This is a genomic window from Okeania sp. SIO2F4 (genome assembly GCF_010672385.1).
In the GTDB taxonomy this organism is placed as follows: Bacteria; Cyanobacteriota; Cyanobacteriia; order Cyanobacteriales; family Microcoleaceae; genus Trichodesmium.
This window is the reverse complement of record NZ_JAAHGT010000056.1, coordinates 1-21,435: the sequence shown is the minus strand read 5'-3', so window position 1 is coordinate 21,435 and position 21,435 is coordinate 1. Positions and strand designations below refer to the sequence as shown.

Annotated in this window: 12 protein-coding genes and 3 pseudogenes; 6 read left to right on the top strand and 9 right to left on the bottom strand. The window is 33.9% G+C overall.

Annotated features, from left to right (window positions below):
• Positions 1-365 precede the first annotated feature (365 nt).
• Positions 366-755: pseudogene (locus F6K22_RS06175) on the bottom strand (class I SAM-dependent methyltransferase); the annotation flags it as partial.
• Between the two features lie 327 nt (positions 756-1,082).
• A complete protein-coding gene (locus F6K22_RS06170) occupies positions 1,083-1,295 on the bottom strand; it encodes a hypothetical protein (RefSeq protein ID WP_293094651.1) in 213 nt (70 codons plus the stop codon).
• Positions 1,296-1,592: 297 nt separating this feature from the next.
• On the opposite strand from F6K22_RS06170, the gene F6K22_RS06165 reads away from it, so the two are divergent.
• The 4 genes and pseudogenes from F6K22_RS06165 to F6K22_RS06150 all read left to right on the top strand — a co-directional run.
• Positions 1,593-3,332, top strand: coding sequence for a methyltransferase domain-containing protein (locus F6K22_RS06165; RefSeq protein ID WP_293094648.1), 1,740 nt, complete (start codon positions 1,593-1,595; stop codon positions 3,330-3,332).
• A 1,051-nt stretch (positions 3,333-4,383) separates the two neighbouring features.
• Positions 4,384-5,310 carry a calcium-binding protein gene (locus F6K22_RS06160; RefSeq protein ID WP_293094646.1) on the top strand — a complete coding sequence of 309 codons (927 nt, stop codon included), beginning with the start codon at positions 4,384-4,386 and terminating at the stop codon, positions 5,308-5,310.
• Positions 5,311-5,453: 143 nt separating this feature from the next.
• Positions 5,454-5,810, top strand: a pseudogene (locus tag F6K22_RS06155) (DUF4277 domain-containing protein).
• 272 nt (positions 5,811-6,082) lie between these two features.
• Positions 6,083-6,373, top strand: a pseudogene (locus tag F6K22_RS06150) (IS1634 family transposase); the annotation flags it as partial.
• Between the two features lie 605 nt (positions 6,374-6,978).
• Here the strand turns inward: F6K22_RS06150 and F6K22_RS06145 are convergent.
• The 3 genes from F6K22_RS06145 to F6K22_RS06135 form a co-directional block, all read right to left on the bottom strand.
• Positions 6,979-9,015: a calcium-binding protein gene (locus F6K22_RS06145; RefSeq protein ID WP_293094644.1), complete on the bottom strand. Its 2,037-nt coding sequence runs from the start codon at positions 9,013-9,015 to the stop codon at positions 6,979-6,981.
• 321 nt (positions 9,016-9,336) lie between these two features.
• Complete coding sequence (locus F6K22_RS06140) at positions 9,337-10,608, bottom strand: glycosyltransferase family 4 protein (protein ID WP_293094641.1); 1,272 nt, start codon at positions 10,606-10,608, stop codon at positions 9,337-9,339.
• Between the two features lie 290 nt (positions 10,609-10,898).
• Positions 10,899-11,597, bottom strand: a complete 699-nt coding sequence (locus tag F6K22_RS06135) for a class I SAM-dependent methyltransferase (protein ID WP_293094639.1) — start codon at positions 11,595-11,597, stop codon at positions 10,899-10,901.
• A gap of 837 nt (positions 11,598-12,434) precedes the next feature.
• Here F6K22_RS06135 and F6K22_RS06130 point away from each other — a divergent pair.
• A complete protein-coding gene (locus tag F6K22_RS06130; protein ID WP_293094637.1) occupies positions 12,435-13,091 on the top strand; it encodes a PEP-CTERM sorting domain-containing protein in 657 nt (218 codons plus the stop codon).
• 238 nt (positions 13,092-13,329) lie between these two features.
• On the opposite strand, the gene F6K22_RS06125 is transcribed toward F6K22_RS06130, so the two are convergent.
• Both F6K22_RS06125 and F6K22_RS06120 read right to left on the bottom strand, forming a co-directional pair.
• Positions 13,330-15,768: a sulfotransferase domain-containing protein gene (locus F6K22_RS06125; RefSeq protein WP_293094634.1), complete on the bottom strand. Its 2,439-nt coding sequence runs from the start codon at positions 15,766-15,768 to the stop codon at positions 13,330-13,332.
• A 1,059-nt stretch (positions 15,769-16,827) separates the two neighbouring features.
• Positions 16,828-17,964, bottom strand: coding sequence for a methyltransferase domain-containing protein (locus tag F6K22_RS06120; protein WP_293094632.1), 1,137 nt, complete (start codon positions 17,962-17,964; stop codon positions 16,828-16,830).
• Between the two features lie 335 nt (positions 17,965-18,299).
• On the opposite strand from F6K22_RS06120, the gene F6K22_RS06115 reads away from it, so the two are divergent.
• Positions 18,300-19,370: a glycosyltransferase family protein gene (locus tag F6K22_RS06115; protein ID WP_293094630.1), complete on the top strand. Its 1,071-nt coding sequence runs from the start codon at positions 18,300-18,302 to the stop codon at positions 19,368-19,370.
• 79 nt (positions 19,371-19,449) lie between these two features.
• Here the strand turns inward: F6K22_RS06115 and F6K22_RS06110 are convergent, their stop codons facing one another.
• Positions 19,450-19,584, bottom strand: a complete 135-nt coding sequence (locus F6K22_RS06110) for a hypothetical protein (RefSeq protein ID WP_293094628.1) — start codon at positions 19,582-19,584, stop codon at positions 19,450-19,452.
• 431 nt (positions 19,585-20,015) lie between these two features.
• Positions 20,016-21,435: glycosyltransferase family 4 protein (locus F6K22_RS06105; protein ID WP_293094626.1), on the bottom strand; the 1,420-nt coding region annotated here is incomplete at its 5' end.

The window sequence follows — 21,435 nt, the reverse complement described above, 5'->3', positions numbered from 1 at the left end:
GGCAGTTGTTCAAATTTTTGAGTAGATTTTTGCATTGGTATGAAATTTGCTTCTTGCCAATTCTTTTCTCTTTGTTCCTTCTCTAAAAATGGAGGTGTGTCTCACAGCTGTTCTAATTTTTGGCTAGATTTTTGACTTGGTATAGAGTTTCTTTGTTCCTTCTCTAAAAATGGAGTTTTGTCTGGCAGTTGTTCAAATTTTTGAGTAGATTTTTGCATTGGTATGAAATTTGCTTCTTGCCAATTCTTTTCTCTTTGTTCCTTCTCTAAAAATGGAGGTGTGTCTCACAGCTGTTCTAATTTTTGAGTAGATTTTTGACTTGGTATAGAGTTTCTTTTTTGCGGCTGTAAAAATGGAGGTGTGTCTCACAGCTGTTCTAATTTTTGGCTAGATTTTTGACTTGGTATGGAATTTGCTTCTTCCCAATTCTTTTCTCTTTTCAATACTGCTTCACAAAATACAGGAGAGATTTTTTTCTCTGTTAATAGATGGAGTGATGAGTAATTAGTGTACAGATTCAGATTAAATTTTTGGGCGATTATTTGGAGAGATTCGACTGTATATATAGATATATGTTGACCTTCATTTAAAGCGTAGTACCACCCCTGGTTTGGTTTCTGATTTTTTTGTGGTAATATTTCTGTGCTGAAGAGGATATTTGAGGAGTAGTTTAGTATTTCTTTGATTTCCGCAATAGGATTAACTAAATGTTCTAGGACTTCAAAGGCAGTAACTAATTCATATTTCTGGTTTGGTGTAGCTTTTAAGTGTTTGGCAAAGAGATTTTTACATTATTTGTGTTGCCAATAAAATTTGTATTGGATGTCGCGCATAAATCTAGTAAATAAATCATATCCCCTGCCGAAGTCTAGGAATTTTCCCTCTGGGTTAAAGAGTTTATCAATAATATTTTTTGTAATTTGAGATAACATCAAGTTTCTGAAGATTAAGCCTTCATCACTAGAGGCGATCGCTTGGGTATAAGCTTCGGTTAACCAGTAGGCATATTCTATTTGGATAAAGTTGCAGTTGTGACATTGGAAGTAGTCTATTTTGTATTTGGTGAGTGCTTTGGCAGAAAGTTATTTCTGAGTAACTGAATTTTTGATGGTGATAAATTTTCGGGAAAATTGATATATATATAGATGTGTCGGGTAAATCTGACTAAGTTCTTGATTTTCTCTAGTAGACCTGAAAATTTTTGAGTTCCACTCATATTTTTCTGGGTAAAAGTTTAGTTGTATGGAAGTTTCTCTAACTTTGAGTTGTTGATTATGGATGGGTTGCTTCGGCAAGTTTACTAATTTTTTCCCTGATGAGAGTTGGTGGTTAAATATATAGATGTGGTGAGTGCTTTGGCAGAAAGTTATTTCTGAGTAACTGAATTTTTGATGGTGAGAAATTATCGGGAAAATTGATTCTATATATATAGATGTGTCGGGTAAATCTGACTAAGTTCTTGATTTTTTCTGGTAGACCTGAAAATTTTTGAGTTCCACTCATATTTTTCTGGGTAGTAGAGCAATATTTTTAGAGCTTTATTTATATGCAGCTTCATCAAGATTTTGTATTATAAGTAGAATCGATAATGGATGATAAATTTATTTCACCATCAGGAAAACTTTCAATCAGACCTCATGACTCCAGCTAAATTTTATTTTTCCGAAACTTCTATTCACCAAGAATTACTCAATTTTATTCCCGCTGATGCTAAAGTTATTTTAGAGTTAGGTTGTGGTAATGGTACAATCGCTTCTCAATATAAACAAATTAATCCTCATTGTCATTATATTGGTATTGAATCTAATCCAGAGTTGGCTAAAAATGCTGCTGCACAAGTAGATAGAATTTTAGTGGGAAATATCCTAGAAAATATTTCTGCTTTAAATATCTCTCCAAAAACAGTAGACTGTCTGATTTATGGTTTAAATTTAATGGCGATCGCTAACCCAACTGAAATTTTGAAATACTGTCAAAGTTGGTTAAAAAATGATGCTCAAGTTTTGGCAATAATAGCAAATGTACAGTATTGGCGCAGAATTATTAATTTGCTGAAAGGTAACTGGGAAATTTCGGAAGTAATTCGACATTGGTTTAGTTTGGAAGGTCTCAAATCATGTTTTGCTACAGCAGATTTACAAATATATGAAGTACAAACTCGTGGAGAAAAGGGAGAGGAGTTTGAAAAGTTTCTCCAATTTACTCAACCTCTGGTTGATGCTTTGGGTTTAGACGGAAAAAAGTTTGCTACTCAGACGGCTGCTGAATATTTTATTGTACGAGCTACCAACTCTACTATCTTTCCCCGGAGGTTGTTAATTCAAACAATAATTATGGATCCAAAAGTTTGTGGTACTCTCAGAGTTTGGGAACCTGATCGGTTTAGTGCGACTATTCCTGGAGTCAGAACTATTTCTACTGTTAAAACTGCTGATTTGAATGTGGGGTTGTCTGAAGAGGAAAAGGTTTTTATTTGGCAACGTACAATTTTAAATTATCCTTCTGACTTCTATAAAATTAAGTCTTTGCTGAAAAAGAATTATCTGATAGTAGCTGAAATTGACGATCATCCGTTACGTCGTCCTGAATATGCTGAAAATAATTATCTTAGTTATCGTGGCTGTCACTGTGTTCAAACTTCTACTGAGTCTCTAGCTAAATTTTTACGCCAATATAACTCTAACGTTGTAGTTTTTCAGAATCAATTAGCCAAAATACCAACCCTATCTGAGCACACCTTCTCCCATAATAATTATCCTAGCATATTTTTCGGAGCTGTCAATAGGGAAGCAAACTGGAAAGAAATTATGCCAATAATCAATCAAATTTTGTCAGATTATCAAGATAAAATTAGGGTAAAGGTAATCCATGATAAGTTATTTTTTGAAAGTTTAAATACAACCAATAAAGAATTTTATCCATTTTGTGCTTATGATAAGTATCTGGAGATTCTTCGTAGTTGTGATATTGGTTTATTACCTCTAAATGAAAATCAAACTAATCAAATGAAATCTGACTTAAAGTTTGTGGAATGTGCAGGTTATGGAGTTGCTGTGCTTGCCAGTCCAACAGTTTACCAAAATTCAATTGTTGATGGTGAAACAGGTTTAATTTATTATTCTCTGTCAGATTTTGCCAGAAAATTTAGACAACTTATAATCGATCGAGATCTACGGCAAAAAATAGTAATTAATGCTTATTTTTGGGTAAAAAATAATCGTTTATTTTGTCAATATTATCGTCAGCGTCGAGATTGGTATCTACAAATGCGAGATGAATTACCATGTTTAAATAAAGAGTTAAAAAATCGTGTTCCAGAACTTTTTGATTGATGATGAAAAAATCGGGTAATTTTCAGGAAAAATTAGTATATTTCCGTATTAAATTGCCAACTTATATCAAGCATGAAAAAAGAATGTTACAAATGGTATAGTTCAATAATTAATAACTTTCATGTCGGCGACAGCCTTTTTGGTGCGCGACATGAATGCTACGCATGACAAACAGAAAACAATTAACAATTAATAATTAATAATTACCTCTTCTGTAATAGAAAGATTGGTTAACAGGAAATTTTTTTATCACTGAAATGAGAGGCTTAAAATCTTAATTTTTCGGTAAGGAATAAGGAATAGAGAAGAAAAAAACATACAAAGTTATAGATTTTATTGCTCAATTATATCAATAATTTTAGAGAATCAAGAAGAAGTTATAATCAAGATTTCCTATTTGTAGTAAACATTGATCGTGCCTGGTATTTTAGAATAAAATCATGAAAAAATTGAAGCATGATCAAGAAAGAATTGAGGTAGAAGAGACGTAAGTTTGGCAACGAACAGAATTCAAAATTGAATTATGTATAACTGGTAGATATAGCTGGTTTATGTGCAAAAGTATAAATTGGTTTAATCTCTCTTTCAATCCTAAATATAAGATTGAGGATGAAATAAAATACAGAAGTTAAAAAGCAAAGCTTAAATAGATTAAACCAGAATCTTTCTAAATTATGTAAGTAATAAAATTCTTATTCCCGAACGCTATTGAATGACACTAATTACCATAAATTTTGCTATACATTGATTTGATATTTATAAATATTATTTGTTGGAGTGAATACTCGATATTTGGCAACTTATGTGATAAATGAACATTATTTTTTTCCAAGTTCCAAGTATAGCAATACTTTTTCGCAATTTTGAGAATTGGTATTCGTGGAGAATGCAGAAGGAAAACTAGTCTAGATATCCAGATCCACCACTAATTAATTCTGACTTCTGACTCCTGGTTCAATTTTACATAAAACCATCATACTGATAGAATAAAGTTAGTAAATTTCCTTGTTTCCTCTTCCCTATTTACCGATTTATTTGATAACAATTAACAATGCGAATATTATTTACAATTGCTCATTTCTTTAACCCTGAAGGTAGCGGACAACATGGTTCCTTACGCAAAGACCCACAAACACGACGTATAGCTTTAACCACCTGTTTAACTGCATTACGCACCCTATATGATAAATCTCAGTATATGATTGATATTGGTAGACATGAAGCTATTCCTGCCAATCAAGGTAACGGTCACGATCTTGATATTATTGTTTGTACAACCAAAGGTTTTCACCTATTATCTCAAATTCCTTTGTCGTCAGATTTTCTGATGCACCACAACACTAATGTGGAACCTATGTTATTAGGATTTGAATGTCAAGCGGTACTCAAATCATGTCTGGGAAAGTATGATTATTATTGTTATTTAGAAGATGATTTAGTTCTACAGGACCCTTGGTTCTTTGTGAAATTAAAATGGTTTAATCACCATACAGGAAATGGTAATTTACTTCAACCTAATCGTTATGAACTTTCACCTTTGGGAACTGTACCAAAAGCTTATATAGATGGAAATTTAAAACCAGAAATAACAGCTAAATTTCAAAATATCCGAGAGCAATCTCAGCTAAAGGGGAAAATTATGGAGAAAGTTATTACTTTTCATAGAACTCTTAATCCCCATTCTGGTTGTTATTTTTTGAATGCTGAACAAATGGCAGAATGGGCTAGTAAACCTTATTTTTTAGATAGAGATACAAGTTTTATTGGTCCTCTAGAAAGTGCTGCGACTCTGGGAGTTATGCAGACTTTTAGAATTTATAAACCTGCTCCTGCTGATGCTAGTTTCTTGGAAATTCAGCATTTTGGTACTACGTTTTTGAGTTTAATTGGTAATCAAATACCACTATGGGAAAAACAAGTTCAGGGTAAGGAAAAAACTCAGACTGAAGCTAAAAATAAAGTCAAGAAAGAAAAATAAAAACAGATCGGCGACAGCCGAAACAACTAATAATTAATAATTACCTAATTATTAGTAAAAATCCTAAGTTCTTTCAAGAAGAAATCAAGAGAGTTGTTATGTAAAATTTACTCGGAAAGTTTGCAGAAATAAAAAAAAGAAAAATGTCAGTAGAAATTAAAAACTTATACCACTTGGGGCTAGTGGCGGGAATAATTGATGAAATAGGAATAGTTGATCAAATTAATGAATTAATAAAAGAAAAAAAGACAGAGAAAGTAAGGGCAAGCAAAGTAGTAAAAGCCATGATTTTAAATGGTATGGGATTAGTATAATCACCCCTGTATATCTTCCAGGATTTCTTTGAAGGAAAGGCAGTAGAACATTTATTAGGCAAAGAAGTAAAACCAGAGTATTTGAACGATGACAGACTCGGAAGAGTGTTAGATAAAATGTATGAAATTGGCTTAAATCAAAGATTTGTTTTCACCATACTAGAAATTATCAAAAAATATCAATAAATGTCGAAGCAGTTCACCTAGACTCAAGCTCATTTCACCTTCATGGAGAATATGATAATTCAGGAGAACATCAAACAATAAAAATTACTTACGGGTATTCACTCTTACCGAATAATTAATAATTATTAATTAAATAATTCAGGTTTAAAGCTTCCCCTTTTAAGGGTAAAAAAAAGAAAATATTCCTTATATTCAATCCTCTCGGTTTTAACCAGAGGTAATTATCAATTAATGAACATCGGCCAGATTTAAAACAATTTATGATGGAATTAAGAGGTTTTAGTTTCCTTAAATATCCGATGTTTTTAACTGATAGCGTCTTTCTTAAATCTCCAAAACGTATTGAAGCTTTGGGATTAATTATGGGTTTCTGTTTATTAGTTTATACCTTGGGACAACGAGAACTTCGCCAAACTTTAAAAAGGATGAAAACTGGAGTTAAAAACCAGTTAGGTCGCTTTACAGATAGACCGACTCTACGATGGATATTTCAATGTTTTCAATCCGTTCAAGTCTTCGTTATTCAGGCAATTAAACAGACATCTAATTTAACCAATGAATGATTACATTTATTAAAGTTTTTTCCCCAATCTTTTCAGGGTTACTATATCCTTATTTAGGGAAAACAATGGTTCTCTCACTAGTTCTTTTTCAATTCCCAAAGGCTTTTAATTTAATGGAGTTGGAATCCAACTCAAACCTATTTGTCACATCTTGAGTTGGAGCATTTTTCTCATGCCTAATCCAAGCTGCTTTTTCTTTTGAATGTTCTAGCCACACCAATTTTTCTTTTTTAAATTTAATTAATCCCGTTGGCGGAGCAAGTACGATAAGTACCTGGACAGAATTAATTTAATATTTTGGCGGTGGTAGGCAAGAGTCAATAGGTAAGAGCTAGAGGGAATATAGCCAATTAGTAAATACACGGCAAATATACAAATAATTTTGTCTACCTACTTAGCTATATCGCTCCTTTATGCTATTTTTTACTACATTTTGAAGTGCGGAATGTGGGCTGTAAAATCTTTTAATCACACTTATTATTCGTAACATTCTTTTTTCACGCTTGGTATTATTCAGTAAAGCCTAATTAAGACAAAAAAAGAGGAGTGATTAAAAATAAATCACAACCTCATATTTTTTTCTAATATTATAGATGATTAGATGATTAGAAGATTAAAATATCGCTTTGAAGTAGATTTGGAGTACCGTTGAGGCGAGCAATAGTAATAACATCACTTAAATCGTTAGGATCGTCACTAGGACTACCACTACCACTAGGATCGTACTTTAATAAACCAGAACCAACTAGAGTTGGGCTTTCTCCGTCGGGTACTTCAGCACTAGGATCGGCTACTGGGTTACGTTCGTAGATAATTACAGGAGTTGTACCTCGAGCAAAGCTATTTTCATAGTTATCGCCTGCGTCAACAAGAACAAAATCAGCAGTGGCTATAACTGAGCCTTCGCTTGAATTAGCTAAATTAAATCCATCATCCAGAAGTAGTATTCGGTCGTCAGCAGGATCGAAATCTACGATAACACTATTTTCAGTGACATCTCCCTCAACTGCAAAATAAGCAAAACTATCGTCTCCTTCACCACCAATTAATGAGTCGCCTGTACCATTAAGACCTGCTGCGATATAGTCGTCACCACCACCACCGAGAATTGTATCAGTGCCACCACGGCCAAATATAATGTCATCCCCTGCACCAGCAACAATACTATCGTTTGCTGTTTCTTCTGTAGTACCACCAACAATGGAGTCATTACCAGCTCCAGTAACTAAGGTGTCACCTCCATCACCACCACTTAAGGTGTTACTACCTTGAGTGTCTTCTATGAGGAATGTTGCTGTACCTCCACCCTGAGCTGCAAGTATAGTATCATTACCTTGTGTGTTACCTATTAACTGATCGCTAGTTCCACCAAACTGGATAAAGTCATTCCCTGTACCACCATCGAAGAAGTTCGATACACCTGGGTTTGAACTACCCAAAAGTCTGTCATTACCTTCACCACCAATCAGAGTAACTTCAATAGCAGCACCACCAGAAGCATCGGTACTGATGCCTGTAGCATCAATAGTGTCGTTGCCAGTACCACCATCGACGCGATTAAAAATACCACCCAGGCTATCATTACCCACACCACCAATCATGGTATCTGTGATAAAGCCCGATCGTATAGTATCGTTACCTTCTCCTCCATCTAGTCTGTTTTGACCAGAAAAACCTGCAGTCTCAACTGCTACACCATTAGGGTTAAATTTACCCTCATTTTCTTCCAGCAACTCTGTAACAATGAAGTCATCACCTTCACCACCACTCAAGGTATCCCTGGCAGCTTGACCATGAAGAGTATCGTTGCCAGCTCCACCATCTAAAGAATTTCTACCATCACCGAATGACCCTACCGCACCTTGAATCAAATCATTACCTTCACCACCTAGTAGAGTAGACCTTTCTATTGGAACTAAAACCATAGCCTCAGAATCAACAGGAGTACCTGTCGTTTCCTGATTCAAGTTAATGATTATGTCATCAGCTCGATCTCCGCTTACACGGACTTCGCTGCCTAAAGAATATAATGTATCAGCTTCTCTACCACCATAGATAGTATCGCGATCGCCAAAACCAACAACTAAATCTGCGTCTCGGTTTGCAGATATAAAGTTTTCGTCTTGACCTGTATCACCTGTAAATGTTGGTAAGGCATCAAAGTCTAGTACATCTAATACTTCCGGAGTAAATACACTGATAGTGTCAGATCCCCTACCACCATAGATACTGTCTCTTGCACCTGCAAGTAGGATATCATTACCTCGATTGGCAGAGAACCAGTTATCTCCAATCAAACCTCGCATAAAGTCATCCCCATCACCTCCATAAAGGCTTGTTCGGGAAATAGCTACTAAAGTATCATTGTCTGCATCTCCAAATCCAAAACCTGCTGCAGCTTGGAATTCCAGGGAATCGTTCCCTGGTCCACCTTCAAGAGTGTCAGCTTGACCAGAATTATTAAGACCAGATGGACCCCTAGATACTAAATTATCGTTTCCGTCTCCACCTCGAACTAGACTACCTCCTAGAGTAGAAGTCAATATTAGGTCATCTCCGCCAAGAGCATTAATCGTATCAGGTTTCTGATTTCCTGCATCGTCCTGATTGAAGATATCATCTCCCTCAGTTAGTGTTACCATACCGTTTCACTCCTCTACATCTATAAATTTATGGTCAATTGTTCTATTTGGTTATACTACTCAGAACACAACTAATTTTATATTCGGCTGTAGTTTAACCTGTTTATCTAGAATAAGTCTAGCCTTTTAACTACAAAAATTATTACCCCAAAATGGGCCTAATTATGATTTGCCTGTGAGTTTAGCATTATTGACTTTGAAGCACAACAAAGCCTTTATTCTCAGGCAGCATATTTTTTAATGATTGATTATATTCTGAACATTATCCGAGGACGGGATTAATTAATTTTAGGTTCCCAGATAGGTCAATTTTGAAGATAGCTAGAATTTGGATAAGGTTAGAGATGGTTTTGTTTCTGTACCTATAGTTGGTGTTAGGGTACGATTGGCAACTTGATTAATTAGTTCTAAATGTTTTCCTAATAAATCTGGTAAAGCATAACGTTCTAATACAGTTTGGCGTGCTTTTTTCCTTATTTCTGCCATGCGAGTTGGGTGATCTAAAACTTCATCAACACGGTCAGCTATTTGCTTGGGAGAGAAGAAGTCTACTAATAGGCCATTTTCCCCATCTTGAATAACTTCCCTAACTGGTGCTGTGTCTGAACCTACAATTAAACACCCAGTAGATAGGGATTCAATCATTGACCATGAGAGTACAAAAGGTCTGGTTAAGTAAATGTGAACATCCGATGCTTGAATGACTTTCAAATATAGTCCATAGGGCAATGAGCCAACAAAATGAACTCGTGATAAGTCCAAAGGGATTTTTTCTAGCATCTCTTGTTTATAGGTTTTACCATTGGGCAAAGATTTACCATAGCAAACTCTTTCGGAACCGACTACTACTACATGACAGTTTGGCCTTCTTTCTTGGATATAGGCGATCGCTTCGATGAATTCTGGAAAACCGCGGTAGGGTTCCATTCCTCTTGCTACATAGGTCACGAGTTCATCTACTCCAGATAAGTCTAGATTGGGCAGTACCAGTTTGGCGCCGGGATCTGGTTTGAAATATTCGGTATCTACTCCATCGTGGAGTACGGATAGTTTGGTTTGAAGTTCTGGGGGAAATTGAGAACGTTGCCAATATGTGGGAGATAATCCCCAATCACAAGAATACAAGTCTATTAATATGGGGGCATTTTTTATCCTAATTCTGGCCATATCATCTACTGTCAAAGGTTCTGCTGGGTCAAAATCTGCATCGGAACCCTGAGAATGATAGAACCACTCAAAGTAGCATAGGAGGGGAGTTCCCGGAAATGCTTCTTTGACAAATAGGGTTGGTCCCCACCCAGAGTGACCGCAAATTACGTCTGGCACAAATCCCTGAGCTTTGAGTTGTTCTGCCATTCTAAATACGGCTTGTCCATAAATTACTGCACTTTCTAGGGGACGAACATAATGGTGGGTTTCTGGGCGGGGTTCGCGACTGGGGTTGAATAGTGCTTTATAAACTCCTGGTATTTTCCATTCTGGCCGTTCGTTTTTTGTACCGAAGACGACTTTATTTTCTGGGTTAGCTCCTAAAGCGGTAATAATATGACGATATTGGGCAGGAAAATTCGGGTGCAGAAATAAGGCTTTCATAAGTTTAGTGATTGGTGATTGTGGTTTAATACTAAATTAGTTAGGGACTTCCAAATAAAAAAATATATACAGGATTTACGCATTTTTGAGTTCTAAACACTACATATCTATAACGTTATAATTTTTGAACACTGTATATAGTGTTTATGTGTAAGTCCTGATACAATGACCCTGAATTGAGGGAGTAGGGAATAGAGGCAGCGAAACTTTCCAGATTTAGTTCAAAAATTGGATAATTTATTTTTTGCTATTCCCTTAATTATTAATTATTAATTATTAATTGTTAATGATTAATTATTGTCAGGTGCTTGACAAATCCAGATACAATCTCTAGGAACTGAGTTAGTATCTTTATGAATAATTTGGTAGTTAAGATGGGAGAGAAATTTTTCCATTATTGCATCTGTCATTACTGAGTGGGCGGTGCCATTTCGTTTACCCATAAGATTTTTATCCCAATCTTTGAGAAATCTTTGCCAACCTAGATCGCTGAGAGTATTTGTGTGGTGAAAGATGCAAAGTTTTTGCCCTTTTAATTTAGCAGGTATTTGAGTTAGGTAGTTAAAAATATCTCTGGGTTCTAAATGCACCATTGTGTCGTAGCAAAAGCAAATATCTGCTATTTGTGATTCAATTTGATTTAATGTTATTCCGTCAAGTTTTACATATTCTATTTTATCTTCACCTAGTCTATTTTTAGTGGCATTTAACATGGAATTGGAAATGTCAGCACATATTAATTTTTGGCAATATTTGAGTAACAATGCTGCGGTTCTTCCCCCACCAATTCCTATTTCTAATACTGTATCTTTTGGTTTCACATAAGGTGCAATAAATTTGTCTTCTATTAATTTTTCATACTCTATTAATGAGTTTGCTGCTCCGGCTGCTTTACCTATCCATTCATCACCTAAATGGGTTAATTCTGGGTAATATTCTTGCCATTTTTTTGCATAGTCTTCCCATGCTTTTTCGTAATCAATAGTCATGTTATATGTCTGTATTTTGTCATTTTATTAATCTAGCCATAAGAAATGATTTGTGGCAAAAACTGTAGGGGTTTGGTCTCCAAATTCCATTCGCTCGTTTTGGTATCCAAAACTCTAGGATAAAATATTACAACATAAGTGCGGATTGCTATATACAAATTCTCAGGTTTGAGGTAATTACAAAGTTCTAGGTTTGATGGAATAGGAAGCATAAAAAATAAAATAAACTTTTTAGTTGAATAAAAAGTCATGTATATAGGCGAATAACTATCATTAACTTCTATGATATCAGAATTTTTGCGAGGTTGCAACTGAAAATCTTTTGACGCGCCGATTTTTTCAGGAGCTTCAAAGAATGAAAATGAAAATGTTGGTGGTTCTCTACTGAGGAGAGATAGATGGAAAGATTCAATCTGGCAAGAACAAGTATATATAGAAGTTTCACAAGATGAAAATATTTTTGGTATTGCTCCTGGGGAAAATTCCGGAATACTTGATTGTCTGTTAGTAATTAAATTTAGTTGAATAAAAAATCATGTATATAGGCGAGTAGAGCACACTAATTTCTATTATATCAGAATTTTTGCGAGGTTGCAACTGAAAATCTTTTGACGCGCCGATTTTTTTTCAGGAGCTTCAGAGAATGAAAATGTTGGTGGTTCTCTACTGAGGAGAGATAGATGGAAAGATTCAATCTGGCAAGAACAAGTATATATAGAAGCTTCAGAAGATGAAAATATTTTTGGTATTGCTCTTGGGGAAAATTCCGGAATACTTGATTGTCTGCTAGTAATAAAATAATGTTCCTTTCAATATCTTTGAAAAAAAATAAAAAACATGAGATTAGTTAATTATTTATCTGTAACCGGACTAAGCGCAGGAATTGCTTTGTTTGCTATTCCGTCTAATGCTCAGAATGTTTCTATTCCTGACCTATTTCCTACTGGAGTTGATGATTTTGGTGTGCTTCTTGGAGATGGTATTGCCGATCCTAACTACAATATTTTAGAAACGACAAGTTCTGGTATCGTTGTGAATCAGGCTAATATTCCTTCGGTTTGGTTTCCTAACAACTCAAATTCTCGCTGGATTTGGGAAACGGCAACTGGTCAACCTACGGGTGTTACTCGTACTTTTAGGACTACTTTCGACCTTACTGGATTCGATCCTAACACTGCCTCAATTTCAGGTGAATGGGCTGTGGACAATCAAGGGTTAGATATCCTAATTAACGGAATATCGACTGGACAGACGAGTTCTGGCTTTGGGAATCTAGATTCTTTCAGCATTAATGAAGGATTTGTTTCCGGCTTAAATACCCTAGACTTTATAGCACGTGACTTTGGGGTCATCTCTGGATTCCGAGTTGATTCAATCAGTGGTAACGCAGAGCTGATAACAGAACCTGAACCTGTACCCGAACCATCTTCACTCTTAGGTTTAGTAGTAGGTTTATTAGGTACAGCTTCTCTTAAGAGAACTTCAGAAAAGTAAACTCGAATTAATCTCTAGGGAAACCGATTATTTCCACTTTCAAACTTAAAATACTCATAGCTTAGGCAAAATACTCAATCATACAAGACTTGTAGGGGCGAATGGCTATTCGCCCCCGTAAGGTATAAGGGTACTGCGTAAGTCCTGATACTATAATTTTTAGTCATTAAGAGACGAAAATCCGGAATATTCCTTTGTTTCCTAATTACATTTTTTTAGTTTAATTATCTGCTTAAATTTAGTCTAAATTAATTCCCATATCTTCAGCTAATTTTTGATTGTATGGTTGAAAATATTCTACTAATTCCTGATATATTTCTTCACTGGGTTTTGAGTAATTACCAGAATTATATTGAAGATATTTTTCTGAGGAATGTGCAGGTAATTCTAAAAATTGAAATACTTTGTTCATAGTTTCTTGAGGACGACTAAATAAGTCTTCACTTTTTAGGATGAGAAATTGTTCTTTGGGAAAAATGCTCATCCAATTTTGGAGTTGCTGAATATATATTCCCCTTGCTTTATATGTATAATGTTGATGGTTAAAACTATAATATGTTCCTGTTTGAATGATTTTATCAACTTCTCCTTGTAAACGAGTTTGTTCGGTAGCGATCGCTTCTTTTAAACTTAAAGATTCATATCCTAATCTTACTTCATGGTAATAATGAGAAATAGCTCTTTCTACTGGGTTTCTCAAAAGAACAATTAGTTTCATCTGAGGATATTTCTCAAAAACTCTTTGAGCTACTAAAGGATGAAATAAATAGTAAGGACTTGATTCTCCAGTAATCATTCCTGATTCTAATTCGGGAAATTGCGATTGATACCATTTTAAATCTTTATCAAAATTCAAGTCAAAGTAATGAATTTCATGTTGTAAGGATGGAGCAACTAAAGGATGTTGAATTAAATAGTTATATAAGGAATTAGTACCACATTTCTGCGCTCCAATTATTAAAAAATGGGGTTTGTTGCTGTTGATTTTTCTGTTAATAGGGTTGTAATTTTTTTTGTTAAAGTTAATGCCAATATATTCATTTAATTTTTGGTTATATGGTTGAAAGTATTCAATTAAATTCTGATATGTTTCTGAGTCAATATCAATTGTTTTTTCCTCCTCAAGCTCAAGAAAATAATCTATAGATTTTGGTGGCAAATTGAGAAAATCAAAGACTTTGTTCATAGTTGCTTGAGGATACTCTAATAATTCTTCAGTTTCCAGAATTAAAAATTGTTCTCTGGGGAAGAATTTCATCCAATTTTCAAGTTGCTCAATGTATCTACCACGAGATACATAAGTAAAATGTTGATGGTTAAAACTACAATATGTTTCTGTCTCTATAATTTTATCTACTTCACCTTCTAGACGATGATATTCTTGAGCGATCGCTTCTGAAAAACTCAGAGACTCATGCTCTAATTTAATTTCATGTTGATAGTGTTGGATTGCTCTATCTATGGGATTTCTAAGTATAACAATTAACTTGATATGAGGATATAAATTGTAAACTCTTTCAGGAACAAGAGGATGAAATAAATAGTAAGGACTAGATTCTCCTGTAATTAAATTACTATTTTTTATATTTTGAAATTGAGCTTTATACCAGTTTACTCCTTGATGAAAATTCAAGTCAAAAAAGTGTAATGATGGTTTTTTAGGCTCTGCTACTTGAGGATGCTGAAAAATATATTTATGTAAATAATTTACTCCTGATTTTTGCGCTCCAATTATTAAAAAGTTAGGTTTTTCAGGCAGGGGTGCAAAATTTTTATGTCGGAGGATAGATACACAGAAATCACTTTTTAATCCTCCTGGAATTTCCATGAGAATTTCTTCAATTTCCAACAATAGTCTAATTATTGTGTCTCCTTTAGGGTCTCCTGGAGAAAATTGATTACTATCTAATAGTTGGTATAATTCGTGAATTAATCCTCCCCCGTATTCGTTTAAAACTTCTACATGAAAATAATATTTGATGAAGGATAATATAAGTTTTGAACGTACTGCTTCTGACGGGTCTACTGCAAATACATCTTCAATAGTTGGGCTTTTGTATTCTGAAATTTGGACAGACTTAAGACTATCATCAAAGCAATTATATATACGATTAATTAAATCTAATTGAGGATTTTCATAAATATTGTAGCAATCACCAACATACTCATTTAATATTACATATCCTTGAGGTTTTAGATGATTTCTTATAGTGGATAAACAGTGTTCCAATTCTTTCACATGATGTAAAGAACCAAGACACATTATCAAGTCATATTTTTTATTTTGTTTAATAGTAAAAGTATTAAAATCATCTTTATAGAAATTAATTTTAACTCCAGCATTTTCAGCATCTCTTCTAGCAATTTCTAAAACTGATTCAGAAAAATCAAAAGCATCAATATTTTTAGCTAAACCTAACTTAGCGATTAGTATTTCGTGATTACCAACCCCACAACCTATAGACAATAAACTATCAAATTTTCTGCCAGCAAAAAAGTCTTCTATCAACCAAGCAAGCCAATATTTTTCTGTTTTACCACCAGATATTCTTTTGTTAATAGCTTTTTCAATAATTAAATTAGATATCCATCTATTGCTACTTACTAAAGCTGCTTTGGGATTGCCTTCCCAATATTTTTGTGCTTGACTTTGATTATCTAAACTTTTTTCTGACATAATTTTATCTATAGCAATCCTATTTTATTTGTGTATGAAAACATTACCACTTTTAGGGAACACTTGACTGGCGGGAGTTTCAGTTTTTTTTATCTACTTTTTGATTTGTCACAACCTATTTAGGATTGCTATATTTATTACTGCAGTTTAGACTATTAAAGGTGGCTGGAAACTTCTCAAGGGAGAATAGTGACATAGGCCAACTAGACTGAAACTATTTCTGAATCAGTATTGCAACGACTTTTAAGTCAATTATCCACAGCCTATGCTATAGGGTAATTTTCCTGTGGCAAGACTTTTTGAATAGTTTGAATAATCTCGGTCTCACCCAAACTCGTTAAAAAAGAAAAATAATCAAGAGCATCGAAAACATTTGCACCCCTTATATTGTCCAAGGGTTCTGAGTTCCAAGCCTTCATTGCCTCTGAGCAGATTATCTGAATACCCCAAAATTTAGTCTAAACTCCAGTTATTAATTGTAAGTATTTAACCGTCAGTTATCAACTATTAAGTTGTGACAAGATCAAATTCTATGGCAGTATTGAGAGACCGAGAAATAATTAGGGCTTGCTAATTAATTCTCAAAACGTTGAAAGGTAAATAATTGAGCCTTTTTCGATACCAAAAAAGTGTGAGGTTTTCAACTCTTCAGGCTCAAAAAGGAGCGGATTTTGGGCAAACTCAAAGGCAGAAAAATTGGGAGACAATGCTTACTTCTACCTCCTCTAAATTCCCCATTTATCCTAACTCCTAACTCCTACTCTTAGCACTCATACTTTCCATACGCAAACCCTAATTAAAAGTATAAATAAAAGTACATAAGTTTACTTAGGGCTTGCTGATTAACTTTCAAAGCTTTTATATGTAAATACTTTAGCCTGTTTAGGTCGAAAAAAGTGCCAGCTTTTTGGCGACTTTAGCTCATGTATAAAGAGGAACTGCGCTTTTCATGTCACGCACTGAAACGCCATATCCAATCTCCCCTTGAGAAGAAAAAATTTTTCATGATTAGTCAATCCTATCCGTTTTCAAGTAGAGGTAATTATTAATTATTAATTATTAATTATTAATTGTTGAAGTAGTTTTCTTTCCTTCAAAAAATACTCCTGCTGCTAAAATCTCTCTAGCTTTTTCTCCTAATTCTATATCTAAATTATCACCCTCTTGTACTAAAAAAGCGTGCCAATCTTCTAAACGTTTTTGCCATTCTTTTTGTTGAAGATAAGGCCAGATAGTTTGAATCAACATCATCATACTATAAGATGGATAATGATGAGGAAAAATACCACTGTTGATTTCTTCAAAGTCTGATAAAATTTCCCGTAAACCATGAATTGTCATATTAAAATAATGACTAGGGTCAGCATGAAGTGGTTGTAAAAAGGCAGTATCGATAAAGATTAAACCACCTGGTTTTAAAATGCGATAAAGTTCTTTGGCGGTGATAAATGGATTTGGTAAATGTTCAAAAACAGCATGACTAATTATCCCATCAAAGCAATTATCAACAAATGGTAATTTTAATGTTGAACAAACTATATCTGTATATTGATATTGCTGCACATCTAAATAACAAATATTTGGTTTGAGATATTCTTTTTGAGTATTACCTGCGCCAAAATCTAAAACTATTCCATTTTCGCCAATTTTATTTAATACTTTTAAAATTCCTTCTGAATATGGATGAGTAGTTTCTGTTTCTGTAAGTCTAATAAATGGCAAATCTCCTAGTTGTGAAATATGAGGAGTATTTCCCCTAATCCATACAGGACAATTTTCTGCATTACATGGTCTAGCTTTTTGACTACATTCTGGGCAAATCAATATTTTTTCTAGGTTAAAATTTTTCTGCCTTGTGGGAAGCTTAAGGGGTTGACCAATAACTTTGAATTGATTTTGAAATAATAGTGTTTTTTCCTCCTTATCAATAAATATTTCTATTTTTACGTCTGTCTCTGGTTCAATATTCTCTGGCAGTAAAATTTCACCCCAAAAACCACTTTGACTGGCATATTGTTTTTCTGGGAAAGCAGCAGCTACATCTGGTCTATATCCACCATGTAAAAGGGAAGTATAAGGTTGAGAATTTAGATGTAAATTTAATTTGACATTGCGGTTATTTTTAGGAATATACCAACCAGAAAATTTGGTTAAGTAATCTATTTCTGTACCTTTGGGAAAATCTAGATTAAACATTTTTTATGAATAAGGAGAATAAGGAATAAGGAAGAAGAAAAATACATAAGTCTATAGATCGAGATATTATGATTATGAGTTTTGGTCTTAATTTAAGGTTAATAAAAATCACTGGTTTGACCTTCTAGATTATTAACTATTTTTAGAGAATTTGTTTTTCAAAAAAAAGCTAAATCTTCTTTGATAATTTTGATGTTTTATACTGTTACTCTTACATATCTCAAGAAAGTAAATCATAACTTTTGTTTAATTTTATCGTACTTCTGTTAATATATAATTTAAGATTGAATCAGCTTAGATATTTAATTTTTAAGATGAAGGAGTTTTAGCCAAAGATGAATAGTGATGTAAAGTTGCCTACTTCTCTTGATGATGTTTTATTGCCAGAAGAATTACCCCCTCTTGTTCTGACAGCTTTTACTCGTCCTGATTTACTTAAAGATGTTCTAGAAGGAATTAGTCAACAATCTCTATTACCATCAAAGATGATTGCTTTTGTGGATGGCCCAAGGAATGTAAAAGATCAACTTTTGATAGAAAAATGCATTTCTTTGCTAAAAGATTTTTCAACATTAATCCCTGTCGATATAGTCCCTAGAACAAATAATTTAGGATGTGACCAAAATGTAATTCGGGCTTTCACAGAAGTTTTATCCTCTTATGATTCTCTTGTATATATAGAGGATGATACTATGACTAATCCATATTTTTATGATCGTATGTGCCGACTTTTGGAAGTTTATCGTGAAGCTAAACAGGTATGTTCAATTAGTTCCTATGCGATCATACCACAGGAATTTGATCCGCATATAGATACAGATTTTATAACATCTAACCGTGTTTTTTCTTGGGGGTTTGCTATTTGGGCTGACCAATGGAAAGAAATCGATTTAGTTAATCAATCAGGCCAATATAATCCTTTCAGTAGCTTTTATAAAATCCCAGCTACTTGCCAGACTAAGATGACAATGATCAATCAATTTTGGCTAGAAAAAAATAAAAAAACAGATTGGGTTATTACCTTAACAATTGCTGCTTTATATCACCAGAAAGTACATATTATTCCTACTACTTCCTTCACATACAACAGTGGTTTTGGTCATCCTGAATCTGAAACTTATAAGGGAAAAGAGCAAGCATGGGTTAATGCTAGATACGATGTAAATTTCTGTCCGAACAGTTTACCCTCCAATCTAGAGTTACCAACTCAATTAAAGCTTTCTCTGAGCGATATAGAGCTAGCTAGGCACTTGTTAAAGTATAAGAAATTATGGCTTAGTCCATCAGCTTTTATTTATTTGTTTAAAAATGCTCAGAGCTTTAGTAGTATGTTCTTGCTACTGAACATTTTTATAACTCGTTTACCTATTATGTTAAGACGTTGGCGTAGTGGTTTACCTATATAATATTTGCTGAAAAAGTATTTTTAGTGTAGTAGGGAGTAATTAGGAGAGATAGGAATTATAGAAGAGATAGTGGGATATTTTATCCCTTAATTATTCTGCCATAGTTAGTCTGAAATGCTAATTTTTTAGCTTGAGCAACTGAAAAATCAGAACTTTTTTGGCTCACAAAAAGGCCAAAACTTTTATTGTTAATGGTTTGAGATTTAATCAGCAAAATCGATCTAATACAATAGACATCTCCAGAAAAGAGGGAGTAGGGAGTAGGGGGAAATAATTGATAATTTATATGCCATAATTGATTTAATTTTTTATTGTTGGAGATGTCTAAATATGGTTAAATTTAGTTTTTTGCATAAGCATAAGACACATTTAAAATGCGTTTTAGCAAGTCATAATTCAGAAGTAATTATGGTTCTACTCTTAACTGAATGCAGAACAAATATGCGGTTTAAATGCTTATATCAAATCCGGTAGCATTGGTGTAATTAGATAAAGAGTGTGGGGAGATGGGGAGATCGACGAAAGATAAGGGAGCTGAAGATGAAACATTTTTTTATACCGAATCAAGCGGATTTGATATAAGAGCTTCAGGAAGGAAGAAAGTAGATTGAGCTATATTATAGATAGCTCAATAAAGAAACCTTTCTATAACTTTAATTCTCTGCAAAAGTAAGCTTCTTGGAATATTTGACCATAAGTTTCCGTCATTTCTGCAAAAGTATTTAATGACTCCAGAACATATTGAGCGTTAGTAGCAAATTTCTTACGTAACTCTTCATCTATTAATAAAGACGTCAAAATATTTGCTAATTCTTCTGAGTTTCCGGGAGTATAGAATAAACCGTTAATATTTGGTTTTACTTGTTCAACTATGCCAAAAACTGGAGTAGTAATTATGGGCAAATTATAAGCCATTGCTTCTAATATTACTCTGGGGAAACTCTCGATGCGGGAAGTACAAATAAATATATCTGCTGCTTGATAATATTGTGCTGTTTCTAGAGTTTCTCCTACTATTTCTACTCTTTGTTGAACTTCTTCTGGCAAATTTTTTACAAGTTCGTGTAATTTTAAGCTGTAAAGATTCGGGCGATCGCCTACTAGAAAACATTTGATTTTCTGTCTTTCTTTTTCTGGCATAAATGATAGAGCTTTTACTAAGTCGTGTTGACCTTTCCTTTCGCAGACAGTACCTAATAACAGAATGACTATTTCATCTTTTTTTACTCCTAAAGCTGACCTTGCTTCTTGTCTAGACCATTTAGCACTAGCTTTTTTTAATAGTTCTAAATCTAATCCATTATGAACGACGGTAAAATTGTGATGACTATTTAAAGGGAGATATTTATTTCGAGTAGCATCAGAAACAAAAATTATGCGATAAGGATAACGGAAACATTCTAATGCTCTGGCAGCTATCTCTGTTCCGAAACGATTAAAATAAGTTTGCCAAGGTTGACTTTCATGCACATTCCAAACACTGGGAATGTTTAACATTTGAGCGACGTCTACCATAAAAAAGTTTTCTAAAGTATTGATATACATCACATCAATATTTAGAGATTTTATTTCTTGAGCAAAGGAAGTTAAAGCTGCATCATAAGCATCTCTTTGATAAATATGTTCTAGGGGATTATCTTTAACAATGACTTGAATATTTTGTTGTTGATAAATTTCTCTCAACTCCCCATCATTTACAGAAAATATTATTGGTTCGACAATTCCATCTTTTGCTAACTTTAGGGCGATTTCTAATTGATGAAGTGGGGCACCTGTTAGGTCTAAAGAATTACTACACATCAATAATTTAATTCTGGGAAAAACTTTTGCTAAATCAGTAGGGAAATTTTCTGTACTGCTATTAGGAGGGAACAGGGAACACTTAACTGGGAACAGGGAGTCAATTTCTTGAGTATTTATTTCTGATTCTTTCTCAGAATTATCAACTTCTGAATTTTTCTGGGAGTTATTGACTTTTGCCTGACTATTTATTTCTAGTTCACTTGGAGAATTTGCCCCTAGCGTCTGATTATCAACTTCTGAATTTTTCTGAGAGTTATAGACT

Bases quoted from the DNA above. Each gene is read 5' to 3' on its own strand.
- F6K22_RS06165 (WP_293094648.1), top strand. From the start codon at position 1,593: ATGATAAATTTATTTCACCATCAGGAAAACTTTCAATCAGACCTCATG.
- F6K22_RS06160 (WP_293094646.1), top strand. From the start codon at position 4,384: ATGCGAATATTATTTACAATTGCTCATTTCTTTAACCCTGAAGGTAGC.
- F6K22_RS06145 (WP_293094644.1), bottom strand. From the start codon at position 9,015: ATGGTAACACTAACTGAGGGAGATGATATCTTCAATCAGGACGATGCA.
- F6K22_RS06140 (WP_293094641.1), bottom strand. From the start codon at position 10,608: ATGAAAGCCTTATTTCTGCACCCGAATTTTCCTGCCCAATATCGTCAT.
- F6K22_RS06135 (WP_293094639.1), bottom strand. From the start codon at position 11,597: ATGACTATTGATTACGAAAAAGCATGGGAAGACTATGCAAAAAAATGG.
- F6K22_RS06130 (WP_293094637.1), top strand. From the start codon at position 12,435: ATGAGATTAGTTAATTATTTATCTGTAACCGGACTAAGCGCAGGAATT.
- F6K22_RS06125 (WP_293094634.1), bottom strand. From the start codon at position 15,768: ATGTCAGAAAAAAGTTTAGATAATCAAAGTCAAGCACAAAAATATTGG.
- F6K22_RS06120 (WP_293094632.1), bottom strand. From the start codon at position 17,964: ATGTTTAATCTAGATTTTCCCAAAGGTACAGAAATAGATTACTTAACC.
- F6K22_RS06115 (WP_293094630.1), top strand. From the start codon at position 18,300: ATGAATAGTGATGTAAAGTTGCCTACTTCTCTTGATGATGTTTTATTG.